Annotated in this window: 15 protein-coding genes; 12 read left to right on the forward strand and 3 right to left on the reverse strand. The window is 66.7% G+C overall.

The features are described from left to right. Positions 1-111: 111 nt before the first annotated feature. The 4 genes from ACQR1B_RS19130 (at position 112) to ACQR1B_RS19145 (ending at position 4,798) form a co-directional block, all read left to right on the forward strand. Positions 112-1,746, forward strand: a complete 1,635-nt coding sequence (locus tag ACQR1B_RS19130; RefSeq protein ID WP_434836021.1) for an ABC transporter substrate-binding protein — start codon at positions 112-114, stop codon at positions 1,744-1,746. 192 nt (positions 1,747-1,938) lie between these two features. After that, positions 1,939-3,090, forward strand: coding sequence for a helix-turn-helix domain-containing protein (locus ACQR1B_RS19135; RefSeq protein WP_434836020.1), 1,152 nt, complete (start codon positions 1,939-1,941; stop codon positions 3,088-3,090). 91 nt (positions 3,091-3,181) lie between these two features. Beyond that, entirely contained in the window at positions 3,182-4,432 is a 1,251-nt protein-coding gene (locus ACQR1B_RS19140; RefSeq protein ID WP_434836019.1) for an acyltransferase family protein, read from the forward strand. Positions 4,433-4,543: 111 nt separating this feature from the next. Next, positions 4,544-4,798: a hypothetical protein gene (locus tag ACQR1B_RS19145; RefSeq protein ID WP_434836018.1), complete on the forward strand. Its 255-nt coding sequence runs from the start codon at positions 4,544-4,546 to the stop codon at positions 4,796-4,798. A 42-nt stretch (positions 4,799-4,840) separates the two neighbouring features. Here ACQR1B_RS19145 and ACQR1B_RS19150 read toward each other — a convergent pair whose 3' ends face one another. Next, the gene (locus ACQR1B_RS19150) at positions 4,841-5,020 is read right to left on the reverse strand and encodes a hypothetical protein (protein WP_434836017.1); all 180 of its coding nucleotides are present in this window, start codon (positions 5,018-5,020) and stop codon (positions 4,841-4,843) included. 386 nt (positions 5,021-5,406) lie between these two features. Between ACQR1B_RS19150 and ACQR1B_RS19155 the strand changes: the two genes are divergently transcribed. Both ACQR1B_RS19155 and ACQR1B_RS19160 read left to right on the forward strand, forming a co-directional pair. Next, positions 5,407-6,540, forward strand: a complete 1,134-nt coding sequence (locus ACQR1B_RS19155; RefSeq protein WP_434836016.1) for an HlyD family secretion protein — start codon at positions 5,407-5,409, stop codon at positions 6,538-6,540. Further along, the gene (locus tag ACQR1B_RS19160) at positions 6,527-8,152 is read left to right on the forward strand and encodes an MFS transporter (RefSeq protein ID WP_434836015.1); all 1,626 of its coding nucleotides are present in this window, start codon (positions 6,527-6,529) and stop codon (positions 8,150-8,152) included. The genes ACQR1B_RS19155 and ACQR1B_RS19160 overlap by 14 nt, the downstream gene beginning before the upstream one ends. Positions 8,153-8,584: 432 nt before the next feature. Here ACQR1B_RS19160 and ACQR1B_RS19165 read toward each other — a convergent pair whose 3' ends face one another. Continuing rightward, a complete protein-coding gene (locus ACQR1B_RS19165; RefSeq protein WP_434836014.1) occupies positions 8,585-10,060 on the reverse strand; it encodes a M81 family metallopeptidase in 1,476 nt (491 codons plus the stop codon). A gap of 146 nt (positions 10,061-10,206) precedes the next feature. Next, positions 10,207-10,824, reverse strand: a complete 618-nt coding sequence (locus ACQR1B_RS19170) for a TetR/AcrR family transcriptional regulator (RefSeq protein ID WP_434836013.1) — start codon at positions 10,822-10,824, stop codon at positions 10,207-10,209. A 190-nt stretch (positions 10,825-11,014) separates the two neighbouring features. Here ACQR1B_RS19170 and ACQR1B_RS19175 point away from each other — a divergent pair, with 190 nt between their 5' ends. The 6 genes from ACQR1B_RS19175 to ACQR1B_RS19200 all read left to right on the forward strand — a co-directional run bounded on the left by ACQR1B_RS19175 (position 11,015) and on the right by ACQR1B_RS19200 (position 18,799). Then, positions 11,015-12,247, forward strand: coding sequence for an efflux RND transporter periplasmic adaptor subunit (locus ACQR1B_RS19175; protein WP_434836012.1), 1,233 nt, complete (start codon positions 11,015-11,017; stop codon positions 12,245-12,247). Between the two features lie 269 nt (positions 12,248-12,516). Then, entirely contained in the window at positions 12,517-15,699 is a 3,183-nt protein-coding gene (locus ACQR1B_RS19180; protein ID WP_434836011.1) for an efflux RND transporter permease subunit, read from the forward strand. A 251-nt stretch (positions 15,700-15,950) separates the two neighbouring features. Then, positions 15,951-16,178: a hypothetical protein gene (locus tag ACQR1B_RS19185; protein WP_434836010.1), complete on the forward strand. Its 228-nt coding sequence runs from the start codon at positions 15,951-15,953 to the stop codon at positions 16,176-16,178. Between the two features lie 24 nt (positions 16,179-16,202). Continuing rightward, on the forward strand, positions 16,203-17,324 hold the full coding sequence (locus ACQR1B_RS19190) for a DUF2975 domain-containing protein (RefSeq protein WP_434836009.1): 1,122 nt from the start codon (positions 16,203-16,205) through the stop codon (positions 17,322-17,324). A 10-nt stretch (positions 17,325-17,334) separates the two neighbouring features. Beyond that, a complete protein-coding gene (locus ACQR1B_RS19195; protein ID WP_434836008.1) occupies positions 17,335-17,565 on the forward strand; it encodes a helix-turn-helix domain-containing protein in 231 nt (76 codons plus the stop codon). Between the two features lie 193 nt (positions 17,566-17,758). Continuing rightward, a complete protein-coding gene (locus ACQR1B_RS19200; protein WP_434836007.1) occupies positions 17,759-18,799 on the forward strand; it encodes an ABC transporter substrate-binding protein in 1,041 nt (346 codons plus the stop codon). Positions 18,800-18,866: the final 67 nt, after the last annotated feature.

Consider the following 18,866-nt stretch of genomic DNA (forward strand, 5'->3'; position numbering starts at 1 on the left):
CGCGGCGTCCCTGATGCCGCGGCCTCACGATCCAAGACGACGATCCATCCGCGATCCCTCCAAGAAAATCCAACGACAACGGGGCGCGTGACGTGTGACCTAGGGGGAAACATGAGACCTTCGCAAGAGCCTTTTGACGACGATGAGGCGTCGCCTTTTCCATTCGGCCCCGACGACGAGCGCGACGAATTGCGCAATCGTCCGTGGCCGACCCAGCATGAGCGGGTCAGGCCGGCGGAATTCATGTCGCGGTTCGGCATGCTCGAAAATCAATCTCCGCCGCGAGCGCGGCGACCGCGGCGCTGGCTGAGCACCGCAGGGCTGCTGGCAGCGGCCGCCACGATATTCGGCTATGCCGCCCTGAAGCTTCCGGCGCAGTGGCCCGGGGCGATGTCCGCCGACAGCCGCGCAGAGGCGCCGGTGACCGCCCCACCGGCGTCCCCGTCCCGACCGCCACAGCCGGTCGCGGCATCATCCGATTTCGGAGTTGCGGCGAACGCAGCACCGGCAACTGCACCCAATCCGGGCACGCTGTCTCGCGAGGACGTCCGTGCGGCGAGCCTCAAGGCCTGGATGGCCAATGCCGCCCCGGCGGCGGCAGAGGCGACGCAGCCGCGGAGCCCGGTTCAGGGCGTGACGGACAGCGAAATCCGCTTCGGCATGGTCGCGCCGTTCGCAGGGCCGGGCAAGGAAATGGGCCATCAGCTCAAGCTCGGCGTCGACACCGCGTTCGCGCAAGCCAACGACAACGGCGGCATACATGGCCGGCAGATCAAGCTGTTGACCGCGGATGACGGCTATGAGCCGACCCGGACGCTGAACGCCATGAAGCAGCTCTACGAGCAGGACAAGGTGTTCGGCTTCGTCGAGAACTATGGCAGCCCGACTGCTCTGATCTCCGTCCCGTACGCGCTCGAACATGGGGCACTGTATTTCGGCGCCTTCACCGGCGCTCCCTCGCTGCGGCGCGATCCGCCGGATCGCTACGTCTTCAACTACCGCGCCGGCTATGCCGAGGAGGCCGACGCCATCGTGCACTATCTCGTCAAGATCCGAGGGCTGCGTCCGGAGGAAATCGGGGTTCTCACCCAGCAGGACGCCTATGGCGATGCGGGATGGGAAGGCGTCGTCAAGGCCATGCGCACCCTTCGCGGCGGCGTCTCGGGCCATATCTTCCGCATGACCTACGCCCGCAACACCGTCAATGTCGACGAGGCCATCGCGCAACTGCACCGGCAGCGGCCGGCGATCAAGGCGGTGGTGCTGGTGGCCACCTTCCGTGCGGCGGCGAAATTCATCGAGAAGACGCGCGACCTCTACCCGGACATGATCTACACGACGATCTCGGGCGTCGGCAGCACCGGCTTGGCCAGCGAACTGATGATGCTGGGGCCGCGATTCGCGGACGGCATCATCTGCACCCAGGTCACGCCGGCCGTGGACAGCTTCGCGTCCGTGACGCTGAGCTACAAGAAGGCGCTCGCCAAATACTTTCCGGGAGAGGCGGTGGACTACAGCTCGCTCGAAGCCTATCTCACCGCCAACCTCCTGATCGAGGGGCTGCGGCGGGTGGGGCCCGCGGTCGACACGGAATCACTGATCAACGTGCTGGAGAACATGCACGACTACGAACTCGGGCTCGGACCGAAGGTGAGCTTCAGCGCCTCCGACCATCAGGCGCTGCACAAGGTGTGGGGAACGCAGCTCGACAAATCCGGCCAATACCGGGCCATCGATCTGGAATAGGCGGTCCTGCCTGACACGAACCGGACGAGGTCCGCAGCGCGCGTGACTTCTTCCAGTCGTCGGTGCGCCTTCCACCAGAGCCGACGGCGCATTCAACCGGTCCCCAAGGATCCTACACGAGACCCGCAGGGATTGTCGCCGGGCCGCCCGGAATGCAATATCACCAGCCTGAACGGCTGGAGCCCCGGGGACGTGAACGACATCGGCCTGACGGCGCTGGATCTCGGGCTGCGCGGCGCGGCGAGCGGCCTGTTCGTGATGATGGTGCTGGTGCTGATCCGGCTGCGCCCGGCCACCCCTTTCGCCATTCTCGGCCTGGTGATGTCGGCCGGCGGCGCGGGGTTTGCGATCGCGACCGCGCCGTTCATCCCCACCACCACGTTCTGGTGGACGCTGCCGCCGCTGTCCGCCCAGCCGGTCGTGTTCTGGCTATGGGCGCGCGCCGCCTTCGACGATGATTTCGTGCTCCGACGCTGGCATGGCCTGATCTGGCTGGCCGTGGTCGCTCTCGGCTTCACGGCGTCGCTGAGCTGGCCGATGTGGCCCGCCGTCACCAAGGCCTGCGCCAAGACCCTGTCGGTCCTGACGCTCACCTTCGCGCTGCTCGCGATGGTGCAGACGGTGACGACCTGGCGCGACGATCTCGTCGCGCGGCGCCGGCTGCTGCGGATCGCCGTGCTGGTCCTGAACCTCGGCTTCATGGCCATGGTGACCGCCCCGACATTGCTGCCGCTGCAGATGGCGCCGCTGGGCATGGCGGCCAACACCGGCGGGCTCGGCAGCTTCGCGAGCGCGTTCACGCTGTGCGTGCTGGCGATGCTGGCGAGTTGGAACCTGTTCGGGGCGAAGGCCGCCGCGGCGCTGCCGACACCGGGTGTCCTGGCCACGGGCAGCGCCGACGAGCGCCAGAGCGCGGACCAGCGAGACGGCGAACGCCCGGCGGTGGCGCCACTGCTGCTGCGCCGGCTCGACCATCTCATGACCGTCGAGCGCATCTATCGCCAGGAAGGGCTGTCGATCGGAGGGCTCGCGGCCCAGCTCAACGTGCCGGAATATCGGCTGCGGCAGGCGATCAACGAGGGCCTCGGCCATCGCAACTTCAATGCCTTCCTCAATCGCTACCGGATCGACGACGCCAAGGCCGCATTGTCCGACCCGACCCAGGACGACGTGCCGGTGCTGACGATCGCGATCGATGCCGGCTTCCAGTCGATCGGACCGTTCAACCGCACCTTCAAGGCGGCGACGGGCGTGACGCCGACCGAGTTTCGCCGGCAGGCGCAGGCAAAGCCGGGGACAGCTGCCGAAAATGCCGGGGATCGCAGAATTCGGCAAGCCGACTGAAGAATTCGGCTGGCCGAATTCCTGATCCGGTCAGCCGGGCCTCGCGTGCGGAGGCAGAGAAGGACGTCGTCTCTCTGCTTGCGAGGAAGTCATGCCCGGCGCCATTCCCCCTGCCCCCGCCTCCGAACGGCTGCATGCGCTCGATGCGGTCAGGGCCTACGCCCTGCTGCTCGGCATCGTGCTGCATGCCGCGATGTCGTTCCTGCCCACGCCGGTGCGGTTCTGGTTCATCGAGGACAGCCATCCGAGTCAGCTTCTCGGCCTCCTCACCTTCGCCATCCACGTCTTCCGCATGACGACCTTCTTCCTGATGGCCGGCTTGTTCGCGCGCATGAGCCTTCACCGGCGCGGGGCGCCAGGATTCGTCGGGGACCGCCTGCTCAGGATCGCGCTGCCGCTGCTGATCGGCTGGCCGCTGGTGTTCGCGCCGATGGTCGTGGTGGTGATGTGGGCGAGCCAGTTTCCGCATGGCGGGCCGGTGCCGGGCATGACGGGCTGGCCGCCGGCGCTGCCGCGCTTTCCGCTGGCGCATCTCTGGTTTCTCTACATGCTGATCGAACTCTATGCCGCGGCGCTGCTGCTGCGCTGGGTCGTGACCGCGATCGACGGCGACGGCCGGCTGCGGGCGGCCGCGGATCGGCTGTTCGCTGCGGTGATGCGAAGCCGCCTCGCGCCCGCGATCCTGGCGCTGCCGATCCTGATCGCACTCAGCCTCGACCCGCACTGGGTCGGCTTCATCGGCGTGCGCACGCCGGACCAGTCGCTGGTCACCAACCTCCAGGCCTGGATCGGCTTCGGCGCCGCGTTCGCCGTCGGCTGGTTGCTGCACCGGCAGATCGCGCTGCTGCGCGTGCTCGAGCAGTGCTGGCTGCTCAACACCGGTGTCGCCATCGGACTGATCATTGTCAGCTTCGCGCTGGCGCTCACGGTCTCGCTGGTCTCGGCCCGCGTCTGGGCCGCGCCGTTCGACCTCGCGACCATCCGGCTGCTCGGCGCCGTCAGCTATGCGTTCGCGATCTGGACGGCGACGTTCGCCGCGGTCGGACTGGCGCTGCGCTTCATGGCGGGCTTCAGCCGCACCCGGCGCTATCTCGCCGACGCATCCTATTGGGTGTACCTGATCCACATGCCGGTCGTGATGGCCCTGCAGCTCGCCGTGTCGCAGTTGGACTGGCCGTGGCCGGCCAAGTTCGCGACCATTCTCGCCGTCGCGCTTCCGGTGATGCTGGCGAGCTATCACTGGCTCGTGCGCGGCACCATCATCGGGCGGCTGCTGAACGGCCGACGCGCCGAACGCAAGCCGCCGGGAATCGCCGTGCTCGGTCCGTCCGCGTTGACATGAAGCACTCCTGCACGCTGCGCGGCGCGACATCGAAAGCGATGCGCCGGCGCGGCGGCATTTACCGGGCGGAAACCGTTGCTGTCGTTCAATGCGAGCATGGCACAGTTGCGCATGGAAGTTCGCGATTCGGCCGGCACCACCCTGCCGGGCTATGGCGATGCATTCTTCGACCTCAGGCTCCCCGGCGATCATTGCCGCGTGGCGCAGAACCTGCTGCGGATGATTCGCGGCAACGATGTCCGCTCTCCGGTCTACAGCGTCCACTTCTTCCGCGACGATGCGGAGATCGGCCGCTGGTCGCTCGAGGACGAGCAGGTGGAAAGCTTCATCGACGCCTGCGCGCACACGCCGCCGGCAGCGGCGTAGCGCCACCCTCCCCACAAGATATCCTGGCGGACGGCCCTGCGCTCACACGATGCGCGGATGCGCCGTCTGGTGCCAGGCCCAGGCGGAGCGGATGGTGCCGACATCCGAGCGGCGGGGCCTCAAGCCGAGCTCGTGCTGGGCGCAGCGGGGGATCGCCCGCGCGGCGCGCGCGCGGAATGGCGTGCGCGACCTTGCTGGCGTCGGCGATGTCGCCGACGCCACGCGCGCGTCCGCTTAATACTTCGCGACCACCCGGGACGCAGCGTCCGACCGCAACGTCTGGATATCGTGGGCCGTGGTAGCGCACCGCGACATCTAGCCGTGAACGGACCTCGTACCGCGATTCGCCGCTGATTCGGACGCGGTTCGTTCCAGCCGCGTTCCGAACCTTAACGGCAGCGCGATCAGCGTCGCATTCTGAGACATCATGCGCGGATGCTTTCGACAGGCCGCGACGGCTCGTCGCCCGCGCCGGTTGCGTTCGATGCGCGACCGGTTCCCCTCCTCAAGCACATGCCTCGCAGTCCAGAGTCCAGGTGGCGCGGGGCGCAGAATGCGGTACCAGTGGTCCAACGCAGCAACGGTCGGGCGACGCAGGAGGCGAGTCTTTGAGTGAAACATCGGGCAAGCTCGACGCGGCGTCGCACACGCCGACGCCGCCACCGCCCTCGTCCGCCGCGCCGGCCGGGCTGCGGGCGCGTCTCGGCATTCCGCTGCTGGCCGTGCTCGTCGCGCTCGCATTCGTGGCGCTGGCGACCAGCCGCTGGAATGCCTGGACCGGCAACGCCACCACCCAGTCGACGAACGACGCCTATGTCCGCGCCGACCTGACCCAGTTGTCGAGTCGCGTCGCCGGCGAGGTGCTGAACGTCGCGGTCAGCGACTTCCAGCAGGTCAAGGCCGGCGACCTCCTGGTCCAGATCGATCCAGCCGATTACCAGGCCCAGGTCTCGCAAGCGGAGGCCACCGTCGAGGCGGCGCAGGCGGCGCTCGACAATCTGGGCAACCAGATCGAGTTGCAATATGCGACCATCGCCCAAGCCGAAGCGCAGCAGGTCTCGGCCGGCGCCGTCGAGGTGCAGGCGCGGCAGGAGGAGGAGCGCCAGCAGTCGCTGTCGCAGAGCGAGGCCGGCACGCGGCAGCGGCTCGAACAGGCCACCGCCGCCTATGCCAAGGCGCAGGCCGACGTGCGCGCCAGCCGCGCCCTGATCGCCGCGCAGCGCCATCAGTTGGAGGTGCTCACGGGCACCAAGAAGCAGCGCGGCGCCGACCTCGCCGGCGCCAAGGCGGCGCTCGGCGCGGCCCGGCTCAAGCTCGGTTATACCAGGATCACGGCGCCGTTCGACGGCGTCGTCGGACAGCGCCAGGTGCAGACCGGCGACTACGTCAATGTCGGCAGCAGCCTGATCGCGGTGGTGCCGCTGCCGCAGGTCTTCGTCATCGCCAACTACAAGGAGACGCAGCTCACCCATGTCGCGCCCGGCCAGCCGGTCGACGTCACCGTGGACTCGTTCCCCGGCGAGACGCTGCACGGCCGGGTCGAGCGGATCGCGCCGGCCTCCGGCTCGCAATTCGCGCTGCTGCCGCCGGACAATGCCACCGGAAATTTCACCAAGGTCGTGCAGCGCATCCCGGTGCGCATCGCCCTCGACGGCAACCAGCCGCTGCTCGCGCGGCTGCTGCCGGGCATGTCGGTGGTGACCCACATCCGCACCACGGGCGCGGCCGATGGCACCAAGTGAGGCCGATCGCGGGCCGCTGTCGCGCGGCGGTCAGGCGGCGCACCCGCTGTTCGCCGTCGTCGCCGTGCTGCTGGGTTCTTTCCTCGCCAATTTCGACAGCCGGCTGACGTCCGTCGGCCTGCCGGATCTGCGCGGCGCCTTCTCGCTCGGGTTCGACGAGGGTGCCTGGCTGTCCACGGCGGCGATCGGCTCGCAGATCTTCGTCGCGCCGGCTGTAGCGTGGCTCGCCACCGTGTTCGGCCTGCGCCGCGTGCTCGGCATTCCCAGCCTGGTCTATGCCGCGCTCTCCCTGATCATCCCGTTCGTGCACGACTACCCGACCCTGATCGCGCTGGCGATCCTGCACGGCATGCTGCTCGGCACCTTCGTGCCGGCGACCCTGATGATCATCTTCCGCAACCTGCCGATCCGCTGGTGGCTGCCGGCGATCTCGATCTATGCGATCCGCGTCGGCTTCGCGCTGGACAGCTCGACGTCGCTGGTCGGCTTCTATGTCGATCACCTCGGCTGGCAGTGGCTTTATTGGCAGGGCGCCGTGTTGGCGCCGCTGATGGCGCTGATGGTCCATCTCGGCACCCCGGCCGAGCCGGTCAATCGCGCGCTGCTCAATAATGCCGACTGGGGCGGGATGCTGCTGCTCGGCAGCGCGGTGGCGATGATCTATGCCGGGCTCGATCAGGGCAACCGGCTCGACTGGCTGCAATCCGGCACGGTGATGGCGCTGCTGGCAGGCGGCGCCGTGCTGTTCGTGCTCTTCCTCGTCAACGAGGCGCTGGCACCACAGCCCTGGGCGCATTTCAACGTGCTGTTCTCGCGCAACATCGGCCTGTCGCTGGCGGTGATCCTGCTGTACACGCTGACCAGCCTGTCGAACGCATCGCTGGTGCCGAACTTCCTCACCACGATCACGCAGCTGCGGCCCGAGCAGAGCGGCTCGCTTCTGCTGATCTACGGCGCACTGCCGATGATCGTGCTGGTGCCGCTCTCGATTGCGATGCTGCGACACCTCGATCCCCGCCTCGTCGTCGTGCTCGGCCTCGGCGCCTTCGCCGCGGCCAATCTGCTCGGCACGCAGCTCACCCACGCCTGGGCCCGCGAGGACTTCATCGTCATCGTCGTGCTGCAGTCGATCGGGCAGGCCCTGACCCTGCTGCCGATCATCATCCTCGCGCTGTCGAATTCCGATCCGGCGCGCGCGACGTCGTTCGCGGCCTACATCCAGATCATGCGGCTCGGCGGCGCTGAGATCGGCGTCGCGCTGATGGGGACGTGGCTGCGGGTGCGCGAGCAGGTGCATTCGGCCTATCTCGGCCTCAACATCCAGAGCGGCGACGGTGACGTGGCGCGCGCGCTGCAACGGCTGACCAACTATTTCGCCGCGCATGGCGCAGGCCAGGCCAAGGCCCGCGCCATCGGAACGCTGGCCGCGCAGGTCCAGCGCGAGGCCAACGTGCTCGCCTATCTCGATGCGTTCCGGCTGTGCTTCTGGATTGCGATCGCGGCCCTCGTGCTGGTCGCGCTGATCACGCGCGCGCCGCCGGGTCCGTTCTCGCCGACGCCGATCAGCCTCAAGGCGGCATGGATGCGACGGTTCGGCTCGTCGACGACCTGAGCGAGACGCCACGCTCTGCGCTTAACCTTTTGACGCAAGCCACGGCGCGCGACACGCGCGCCGGAGCTGCATCTTGCACCTCAATGCAGCGTGGCACGACATCTAGCGGTGAACAGATCCCGTACCGTGCATCGCAAGCGATTCGGACGCGGTTCGTTCCAGCCGCGTTCCGAACGTTAACGTCGCGAACAGCAGCGTCGCACTCTGGGACATCGGCCCTGCGAGCAGCGACAGGCCGCCTTAACCTTTGGCGACCGGGGCCAGACGCAGCTTTCCATCGCAACGTCTGGATATCGTGGGTCGCGGCATCACACCGCGACATCTAGCCGTGAACAGATCTCGTACCGAGCTTCGCAAGCGATTCGGGCGCGGTTCGTTCCAGCGTCGTCCCGAACGTTAACGTCGCGATCAGTACCGTCGCAATCTGAGACATCATGCGCGCGTGAGTTGCGGCAGTTCATCGAGCGGCCATTTCGGACGCTTGATCTTCTGATACGGCAATTTCGTCACGTCGCGCGCGACCACGCCTGGCGCATCGACCATGATGATGTCGGCCGCGATCGGCGCAAAGGATGCGCGAAAATGCTGCGCGGATTTCACGACGACGAGCTTGCGCGTCGCCGGATCGCAGCCGAGCTGGGTGAAGAAGTCTTTCCCGAACGCCTGGCAGCGGAACGTCGTGATCACGACCTCGACGCCACTGCTCGCGATCAGCGCGCAATCGCCGAGCTTGGCGGGCGTGCCGGCGAGCCCCGTCATCACCATGTTCTCCTTCAGCGCCTTGATCTCCCAGGTCGCATCGACGGGATCACCGGACAGCGGGCCGATCTTGCCGCCGATCCGCAAGGGAAGCTTGGCGCCGACGCCGGCATCGAAGGCGATGCGCACCGCGATCGGATCCCAGAGCGGGCCGAGGCAGGCATTGCCGATGTTGCGGTCGAGCAGCCGGCGCAGGATGAAGGTGGAATCGCCGGGCGCACCGCCGCCGGGATTGTCGCTGGCATCGCCGAGCACGATGGTGCCGTCCTTTGCCAAGGCCTGGTCGAGCGCGGCGTCGACGCCGGGCATGCGCTCGGTCACGGCCTCGCGCATGCCGATCAGCTCATCCGCCAGCTTCCGCGCCAGCGCTTGCGCCTTGGCGCCGTCGGGATCTTCAGCGGCATCGCTGTAGACCAGCACCTTGGTGCCCATCGACGGGGTATCGCCCCAGCCGAAGCCGTGCACGATCGAGGCCGAGACGATGCCGTCCCTGCCTTCGAGCGCCGTGATGCGATCGACGAAGCTGCGCACCGGCTCGCGCGTGGTGTGCAGGGTCACGATCATGTCGGTGTCGACCAGCGCCTTCCGCAGCTTCAGCCGCTTCTCGGCGATCTCAGTGCAATGCTTCACCAGATCCTGCGCCCGCTCGAGAATGTCGGTGTGCGGATATTCCTTCCAGCAGATCAGGAGATCCGCGCTTGCGACCATCCGCTCGCTCATGTGGACGTGCGGATCGAGCGTCGCGCCGATCACCACGCCGGGACCGACGATCTCGCGCACCCGCGCCAGCAGTTCGCCCTCGCAATCATCATAGCCGTCGGCGATCATCGCGCCGTGCAGGCCGATCAGCACCATGTCGACCGGCAGCGCCGCTTTGAGATCGGCGAGGATCTGGTCGCGCAGGGTCTCGAACGCCGCGCGGGTGACGAGCCCGTTCGGCACGGCGGCAGCGACCAGGCCTTCAATCAGCGTCCAGCCCTTGGACGGCCCGACCTGGCGTGCCGCCCAGAGTGGCCCACCGTGCATCTGCATCTTGTCCGGGTGCTGGCCGGCCGGGAAGTAGGCGCGCTCGTGAAAGGTCGCCAGCCCCGTGGGCATCGGCGCAAAAGTGTTGGTCTCAGTGGCAAGGGCGGCAGAGAAGACACGCATCGGGAAAGGGCTCGTTCGGTCGCGATAGGGGGAAAGCCGGGCTGCGCTCGCCGCAACGGCGAGACGCGCGGCAGGGGACCGCATCGCTACGATGAGCACAAGACGGCGATATGGAAGAGCGACCGTCGCTCAGCGCATGAGATTGATCAGTTGGCGGCGGCTGGCGTCCGCACCGACTGCTCCTCCACCGACCGGATCGCGACGGTAGCGACCTGGGCCAGCGCTTCGCGGTCGGCGCCGGAGGAGGCCATCACGCTCATGCCGGTGATGACGGCCGAGACATAGCGGGCGAGCGCGGCAGGGTCGGCGGCTCCGGCCAGATCACCCTCCTCCTTCGCGCGCTCGAAACGATGCCGGAGCTGCTCCTCGGTCTGGGCGCGGCGCGCGGCCAGCTCGAACGGCACATTGGCCGAGCCGGAGCCGCAGGCGAGACCGCCCTGCACCAGCAGGCAGCCGGGCGGATTGGACGGGTCGGTCTGCTTCTCGGCGACGCCCATCAGCATCCGCGACGTAACCTCGCGCGCGGTCGGCGCGCTGAGCACCTCCTCCATCCAGGCCTCGCGGCGGGCGGCGTAACGGTCGAGCGCGGCCTTGAGCAGGGCTTCCTTGCTGCCGAAGGCGGCATAGAGGCTGGGCGGGTTGATGCCCATGGCGTCCGTCAGCTGGGCGATGGTCGCGCCCTCATAGCCATGGCGCCAGAACACCTCCATGGCCTGCTCCAGCGCGGTGTCGCGGTCGAATGCCCGAGGCCGTCCGATGGCCATGTGCAAAACTCCTGTTCCCGTCTCCGCCCCAATCGGATTCTTATCTATTTGCGATTCCTAGATATTTCTTTGATCTGCCGCAGTGCCCAAGTTCCATCTAGGATTTTCGTAGCATCTGTTACATAAGTCTCTTGCGAACCGGTTGCCAGCGCCACATTTGTAGCGAGCACTACAAATCTGGAGCGCGACAATGCCTTCGCCTGAACTTCGTTCCCCTGGCCGCCTGAAGCGGTGGCTCAGCACCGTTGCCGTCGCCGGCCTGGTGATTGCCGCCGGCTCCTATGCCGGCTCCCACTATTTCCACCTCAGCGCCGTCCCGAATGCCGCCAGGGCGGCCGCGCCGGAACAGGCCGTTGCAGTCACCGTCGCCGTCATCGCGCCGCGCAAGGCGAGCCTCTGGGACGAGTTTTCCGGTCGCCTCGAAGCCGTCGAGCGGGTCGAGATCCGGCCACGCGTCGCCGGCGCCATCCTCACCGCCAATTTCACCGAGGGCTCGCTGGTCAAGGCCGGCGACGTGCTGTTCAAGATCGATCCGGCGCCCTACGCCGCCGAGGTCGACAAGGCGCAGGCGCAGCTCGAGGCCGCGCGCGCCCGTGCCGCGTTCGCCGCCAACGAGCTCGAGCGCGGCGCGCAGCTGGTCGGCAGTTCGATCGTGACCAAGCGCGACTTCGAGCAGCGCGACAACGGCAATCGCGAGGCCATCGCCAACGTCCGGGCGGCTGAGGCGACCTTGCAGACGGCGAGGCTCAATCTCGACTACACCCAGGTACGCGCCCCGGTCGACGGCCGGGTCGGCCGGATCGAGGTCACTGCAGGCAATCTCGTCGCCGCCGGCTCGGCCTCGCCGGTGCTGACCAATCTGGTCTCGGTCAATCCGATCTATGCGAGCTTCGATGCCACCGAGGACGTCGTGCTGCGCGCGCTGAGCGCCGTCGCCGACGCCTCGGGCAAGCGCGGCAATCTCGACCGCATTCCGGTGGAGATGACGACCTCGGGCGGCGTCACGGCGTCCGGCCACATCCAGCTGATCGACAACCAGGTCCAGGGCCAGAGCGGCACGATCCGCGTCCGCGCCGTCTTCAGGAACGAGGATGGCCGCCTGATCCCCGGCCAGTTCGCGCGCGTGCGCATGGGCCAGCCGCAGCAGCAATCGCTGGTGCTGCTCGACGAGCGCGCCATCGGCACCGACCAGGACAAGAAGTTCGTGATGGTGGTCGGCGACGACGAGCGCGCGGTGTACCGCCCGGTCACCGTCGGCGGCAGCGTCGAGGGCCTGCGCATCATCTCGGCCGGCCTCAAGCCCGGCGAGCGCGTCGTCGTCAACGGCCTGCAACGGGTGCGCCCGGGCGCGCTGCTGAAGACGCAGGTTGCTGAGATGGGCGCGCGCGATGGGGCGGACGCGACGCAGCTGGCGCAGCGCTAGTCGCGGCGAGCAGAGCTGCAGCTCAGGGGTCGGTGCACCCTCTCCCCTTGTGGGAGAGGGTGGCGGCCATGAGCGCAGCGAAATGGACGCCGGGTGAGGGGTCTGCCTCCGCGGAGACAGACCCCTCACCCGGCACGATCGAGCTTCGCTCGATCATGCCACCCTCTCCCACAAGGGGAGAGGGTGCACCGCTGCCGCGGCTGGTATCGCGTCCATAAACGCGTTTCCAGCCCAATGCGCAAATCTATGAGTTCGATACGGGGCACTCCATGAACCTCTCCAAATTCTTCATCGACCGGCCGATCTTCGCTGGCGTGCTGTCGACGCTCATTTTCCTCGGCGGACTGATCGCGCTGTTTTCGATGCCGATCTCGGAATATCCCGACGTGGTGCCGCCGTCGGTGGTCGTGCGCGCGACCTATCCCGGCGCCAATCCGAAGGTGATCGCCGAGACGGTGGCGACGCCGATCGAGGAGCAGATCAACGGCGTCGAGAACATGCTCTACATGAGCAGCCAGGCGACCACCGACGGCGCGCTGACCCTGACCGTGACCTTCAAGCTCGGCACCGATCCGGACAAGGCCACGCAGCTGGTGCAGAACCGGGTGCAGCAGGCCGAGCCGCGGTTGCCAGCCGTGGTGCGCCAGCTCGGCATCGTCACCAAGAAGAGCTCGCCCGACCTCACCATGGTCGTGCATCTGATCTCGCCGAACGGCCGCTATGACACGACTTACTTGCGCAACTATGCGGTGCTGAACGTCAAGGACCGGCTGGCGCGCATCGAAGGCGTCGGCGACGTCCAGCTGTTCGGCGCCGGCGACTATTCGATGCGGGTATGGGTCGATCCGCAGAAGGCCGCCGAGCACGGCCTGTCGGCCTCCGACATCGTCAAGGCGATCCAGGCGCAGAACGTCGAGGCCGCCGCCGGCGTGGTCGGCGCCTCGCCGAGCGTCAAGGGCCTCGATTTGCAGCTCTCCGTCAATGCCGAGGGCCGGCTGTCGAACGAGGAGCAGTTCGCCGACATCGTGGTGAAGACCGGCGCGCATGGCGAGATCACGCGATTGCGCGACGTCGCCCGTCTCGAGCTCGGCGCCTCCGAATACGGCCTGCGCTCACTGCTCGACAACAAGCAGGCGGCGGCGATTCCGATCTTCCAGGCGCCCGGCTCCAACGCGCTGCAGATCTCCGACAACGTCCGCGCCACCATGGCCGAGATCAAGAAGACGATGCCGGAGGGCGTCGAGTATCAGATCGTCTACGATCCGACCCAGTTCGTGCGCTCCTCGATCGAGGCCGTCGTGCACACGCTGTTCGAGGCCATCGTGCTGGTCGTGATCGTGGTGATCCTGTTCCTGCAGACCTGGCGGGCCTCGATCATCCCGCTCTTGGCGGTCCCCGTGTCGATCGTCGGCACCTTCGCGGTGATGCATCTGTTCGGGTTCTCGATCAACGCGCTCAGCCTGTTCGGCCTTGTGCTTGCGATCGGTATCGTCGTCGACGACGCCATCGTCGTGGTCGAGAACGTCGAGCGCAACATCGAGGGCGGATTGTCGCCGCGCGATGCCACCTACCAGGCGATGCGCGAGGTGTCGGGACCGATCATCGCGATTGCGTTGGTGCTGGTCGCCGTGTTCGTGCCGCTCGCCTTCATCTCCGGCCTGACCGGGCAGTTCTACAAGCAGTTCGCACTGACGATCGCGATCTCCACCGTGATCTCGGCCGTCAACTCGCTGACACTGTCACCGGCGCTGTCGGCGCTGCTGCTCAAGGGCCATCATGAGCCGAAGGACCGTCTCACCCGCATCCTCGACCGCTCACTCGGCTGGTTCTTCCGCGGCTTCAACCGCGCCTTCGTGCGCGCCTCGGACAATTACAGCGGCAGCGTCTCCAGGGTGATCACGGCCAAGGCCGGCGTGATGATCCTCTATGTGCTGCTGGTCGGCGCCACCGTGGTGCTGTTCAAGCAGGTGCCCGGCGGCTTCGTGCCGGGCCAGGACAAGCAGTATCTCGTCGGCTTCGCAAGACTGCCCGACGGCGCGACGCTCGATCGCTCCGAGGAGGTGATCCGCAAGATGAGCGACATCGCGCTGACACAACCCGGTATCGAGAGCTCGATCGCGTTTCCGGGCCTGTCGATCTCCGGCTTCACCAACTCCTCCAATGCCGGCATCGTCTTCTCCAGCCTGAAGCCGTTCGACGAGCGCAAGGATCCGTCATTGTCGGGCGGTGCGCTGGCGATGGAGCTCAACAAGAAATACGCCGGCATCCAGGACGCCTTCATCGCGATGTTCCCGCCGCCGCCGGTCAATGGCCTCGGCACCATCGGCGGCTTCAAGCTGCAGATCGAGGACCGCGCCGGCCGCGGCTACGACGCGCTGAACGACGTCACCACGGCGTTCATGGGCGCCTTGCAGAAATCGCCGGAGATCGCCGGCGCGTTCTCGAGCTTCCAGGTCAATGTGCCGCAATTGTTCGCCGACATCGACCGCACCAAGGCGCTGCAGCTCGGCGTTCCCGTCACCGAGGTGTTCAATACGCTGCAGATCTACCTCGGCTCGTACTACGTGAACGACTTCAACAAGTTCGGCCGCACCTATTCGGTGCGCGTGCAGGCCGACGCGGCGTTCCGTGCCCGTGCCGACGACATCCGCCAGCTCAAGGTGCGCGCCGCCTCCGGCGACATGGTGCCGTTGTCGGCGCTGCTCACGGTGCGGCAGAGCGCCGGGCCCGAGCGCGCCATCCGCTACAACGGCTTCCTGTCGTCGGACATCAACGCCGCGGCGGCGCCCGGCTTCTCGTCGGGCCAGGCGCAGGCGGCGGCCGAGCGGGTCGCGGCCGAGGTGCTGCCGCCGGGCTTCGCGTTCGAATGGACCGACCTGACCTATCAGGAGTTCATCGCCGGCAATTCGGGCCTCTGGGTGTTTCCGCTCGCGATCCTGCTGGTGTTCCTGGTGCTGGCCGCGCTGTATGAAAGCCTCACCCTGCCGCTGGCGATCCTGATGATCGTGCCGATGGCGCTGCTCGCGGCGATGGCCGGCGTCTACCTGTCGAAGGGCGACAACAACATCTTCACGCAGATCGGCCTGATCGTGCTCGTCGGCCTCTCCGCCAAGAACGCGATCCTGATCGTCGAATTCGCCCGCGAGCTCGAATTCGCCGGCCGCACGCCGCTGCGGGCGGCGATCGAGGCCAGCCGCCTGCGGCTGCGGCCGATCCTGATGACGTCGATGGCCTTCATCATGGGCGTGCTGCCGCTGGTGCTTTCGACCGGCGCAGGCTCCGAGATGCGGCGCGCCATGGGCGTCGCGGTGTTCTCCGGCATGATCGGCGTCACCGTGTTCGGCCTGTTCCTGACGCCCGTGTTCTACGTGCTGCTGCGGACATTGACCGGCATGAAGCCGCTGACGCAGCACGGCGGTCACGGCACCGTCGCGGCCCAGCCTGCGGAGTAGAAATCAATTGATAATGCGTGATGTCGAACGCGCGAAACTTAATCGTCTCTTTGTCCGTAGGGGCGGAAGACGGTTCGCGCCGCGCTCGCGCTCCACGGATGATCCGACCCGGCGCGATCAAATCTGATCGACTGTGAAACGGATCACAGACCAGCGCAGCGCAATGGAGGACGCCACCTCCAGCACGTTGCGCCGACCCGGCGGCCTGTCCCGCACCAGGCCGCCGGGTCATTTGATTGAGGAGTTAGGACATGGAACTTTTGAATCACCTGGTCGCTGCGAAGCTGATGAAGACCGCCCAGGTTTTCGAGCGCATCGGCGCGCATGGCGCTGCGCGCCAGTTGCCAGCTCCCGGCCCGGTCGCGACAGCCCGGCCGATGTTGGGTCTCGTGGTGGACAATTGCGCCACGATGGCCCCCTCCCCGGCTCACCTCTGCCCCGGCGACGAGCGTTGCAGCGAGAACACCCAGACGGCCTGATGCCGGACCGATCGCGCGCAGCCAATGGTGCGCGATCCTGCCGGGGACAGCGGCTCATGGACGCTTGCATCCTGCGCGATCGAGCATGTCCCTGACGATCAGAGGCGTCGCCGGCGTTGCCGTCGCGTCCTGCCCCGCCGCCGCGGAGCTCAGCACCTGGCTGACATCAGCCGCACTCAAGTTCAACGATGTCCGGCAGGTGGCGCGCCCCATGCTGGCCACTGCACCAGCCGCCTCGCCGACGCCGGCAAGGTAGGCGGTCAAAACCTGCTGCGCCGTCCGGTCGGCCGGCGCTTTCTCCAGCATCTGCATCACCTGGGCGACCGAGATCAGACCGCGGGAGGTCGATGGCGCGGCGGTGGATGGGGACGTCGTGGCGACAGCAGACGCGAAGGTGACGAGAGTGATGGCCAGTTTGGTCGGGCAGCGAGACATGAGAAGGCTCCTGAGCTAACGGCCAATCTGTCGAACGAAAATAAATTATTGTCAAACGATAATTTTTGCAGCATTGTCGAATGTGTCGACAGACCGCAAGGCGATCCATCAACTTTGGGCGTTTCAACCATGACGCAATCAGCTGCGACGCTCGGTACCACTGCCGCGCGCGACCACGACAGACGCAGGACTCGTATTCGCCGGCTCAGCCAATTGATGGCGACGGGCTGTCTCGTGACATCCGGGCTGCTCGCTGCGGCCATGGTGCTCTATTGGGCGTTGACGCCCACGCCCACGCTGTTCAGCCAAGCGGGAATTCCGCATGCTCCCGCGATCGAGATCGGCTTCTCCGCGCGGGCATGCGCGTTCGGCATCTCCATGATCCCTTTGGCGACGCTGATCTACGGCCTGCTGAGCGGACGTCGTTGCTTCGACGCCTTCGCCGCCGGCCGGATCTTCTCCAGAGATTCGATCCGACAGCTCCAGGCGTTCGCGATCGCCGTCGCAGCATCAGCCCTCTTGAAACCGCTGGCCGGTGCAGCCCTTTCCGTGCTCCTGAGCTTCCACAATCCGGCGGGAGCGAAGACGCTCGCGCTGAGTCTCGGCTCGGATACGCTGATCGCCCTGATTTTCGCGGGGACGGTCGCCGTCATCGCCTGGGTGATGACCGAGGCGATCGAGATCGCCGACGAAAACGAACAGTTCGTCTGAAGGACAGTACATGCCGATCCGAGTGCGGTTGGGCGTGATGCTCGCGGAACGCAAAGTGAAGTCCAAGGACCTGGCCGAATATGTCGGGATTACCGAAGCCAACCTGTCCCTTCTCAAACAAGGCAAGGTGAAAGGTGTACGGTTCGAGACCCTCGACCGGATTTGCCGGTTTCTCGACTGCCAGCCCGGAGACCTCCTGAGATACGAGGAGGCGCCGTCGACGGAGGTTGACATCGGGTGACATCACAACTTCGATCGCGCTGCTGATCTTGGCGACGTCCCTGCTCACCAAACTGTGCTTGCCATGAGTTCGGCTTGCCGATAGCTTTTTCGTCATCGGGGGCCGCGGATCTGACGATGTGATCGTCGTCGGTGTTCGGACTGCCGACCATGGATCAACAGAGCTGTCATGGCTCGACACCGAGTGAGCGCCGATGAATGTTGTGAAGGCGACGCTTGTCGCCACCGCCACCATGATCAGCCTGGCGCTGCCGGCGCAGGCGCGTGACCTGACCGTCGTGTCCTGGGGCGGCAACTATCAGGACGCGCAGCGCAAGATCTATTTCCAGCCATTCGCCGCCAAGCTCGGCGCCACCGTGCTCGACGAGAGCTGGGACGGCGGCTATGGCGTGCTGCAGGCCAAGGTGAAGGCCGGCGTGCCGAACTGGGACGCGGTGCAGGTCGAGGCCGAGGAGCTCGAACTCGGCTGCAGCGACGGCATCTATGAGAAGATCGACTGGAGCAAGCTCGGCGGCAAGGACGGCTTCATCCCGGCCGGCGTCAGCGATTGCGGCGTCGGCGCCATCGTGTGGTCGACCGGCATTTCCTATGACGGCGACAAGATCAAGGACGCGCCGAAATCGTGGGCGGACTTTTGGGACACGGCGAAATATCCCGGCAAGCGCGGTCTGCGCAAGGGCGCCAAATACACGCTCGAATTCGCCTTGATGGCCGACGGCGTGGCGGCGACCGACGTCTACAAGGTGCTCAAGACCAAGGAGGGCGTCGAGCGCGCCTTCAAGAAGCTCGATGCGCTTAAGCCCGACATCGTGTGGTGGGAGGCCGGCGCGCAGCCGCTGCAGCTGTTGTCGTCCGGACAGGTCGCGATGACCTCGGTCTACAACGGCCGCATCAGCGCCATCAACCGCAGCGAGGGCAAGCATTTCGGCTTCGTCTTCCCGGGCAGCATCTACGCGGTCGACAGCTGGGTGGTGCTGAAGGGGTCGCCCAACAAGGACGCGGCGATGAACTTCATCACCTATGCAAGCTTGGCCGAGAACCAGGCGAAGCTGCCCGAATACATCGCCTACGGCCTGCCGAACATCGCCGCGGCCAAGCTCGTGCCGGAGAAGTTGGCTGCGGAGTTGCCGACCACGCCGGACAATCTGAAGCAGGCGATCGCGCTCGACGTCGGCTTCTGGACCGACAATTCGGAAGAGCTGTCCAAGCGCTTCAACGCCTGGCTGGCGCGCTAGGCCCGCCGATCGCTTCAGCAAACCTGGCGCGCGCCCCCTCGTCTTCGCGTCGCGCGCAGCCCTCCTC

Origin of the sequence: Bradyrhizobium oligotrophicum (assembly GCF_051168495.1) — a bacterium.
Lineage (GTDB): Bacteria > Pseudomonadota > Alphaproteobacteria > Rhizobiales > Xanthobacteraceae > Bradyrhizobium > Bradyrhizobium oligotrophicum_A.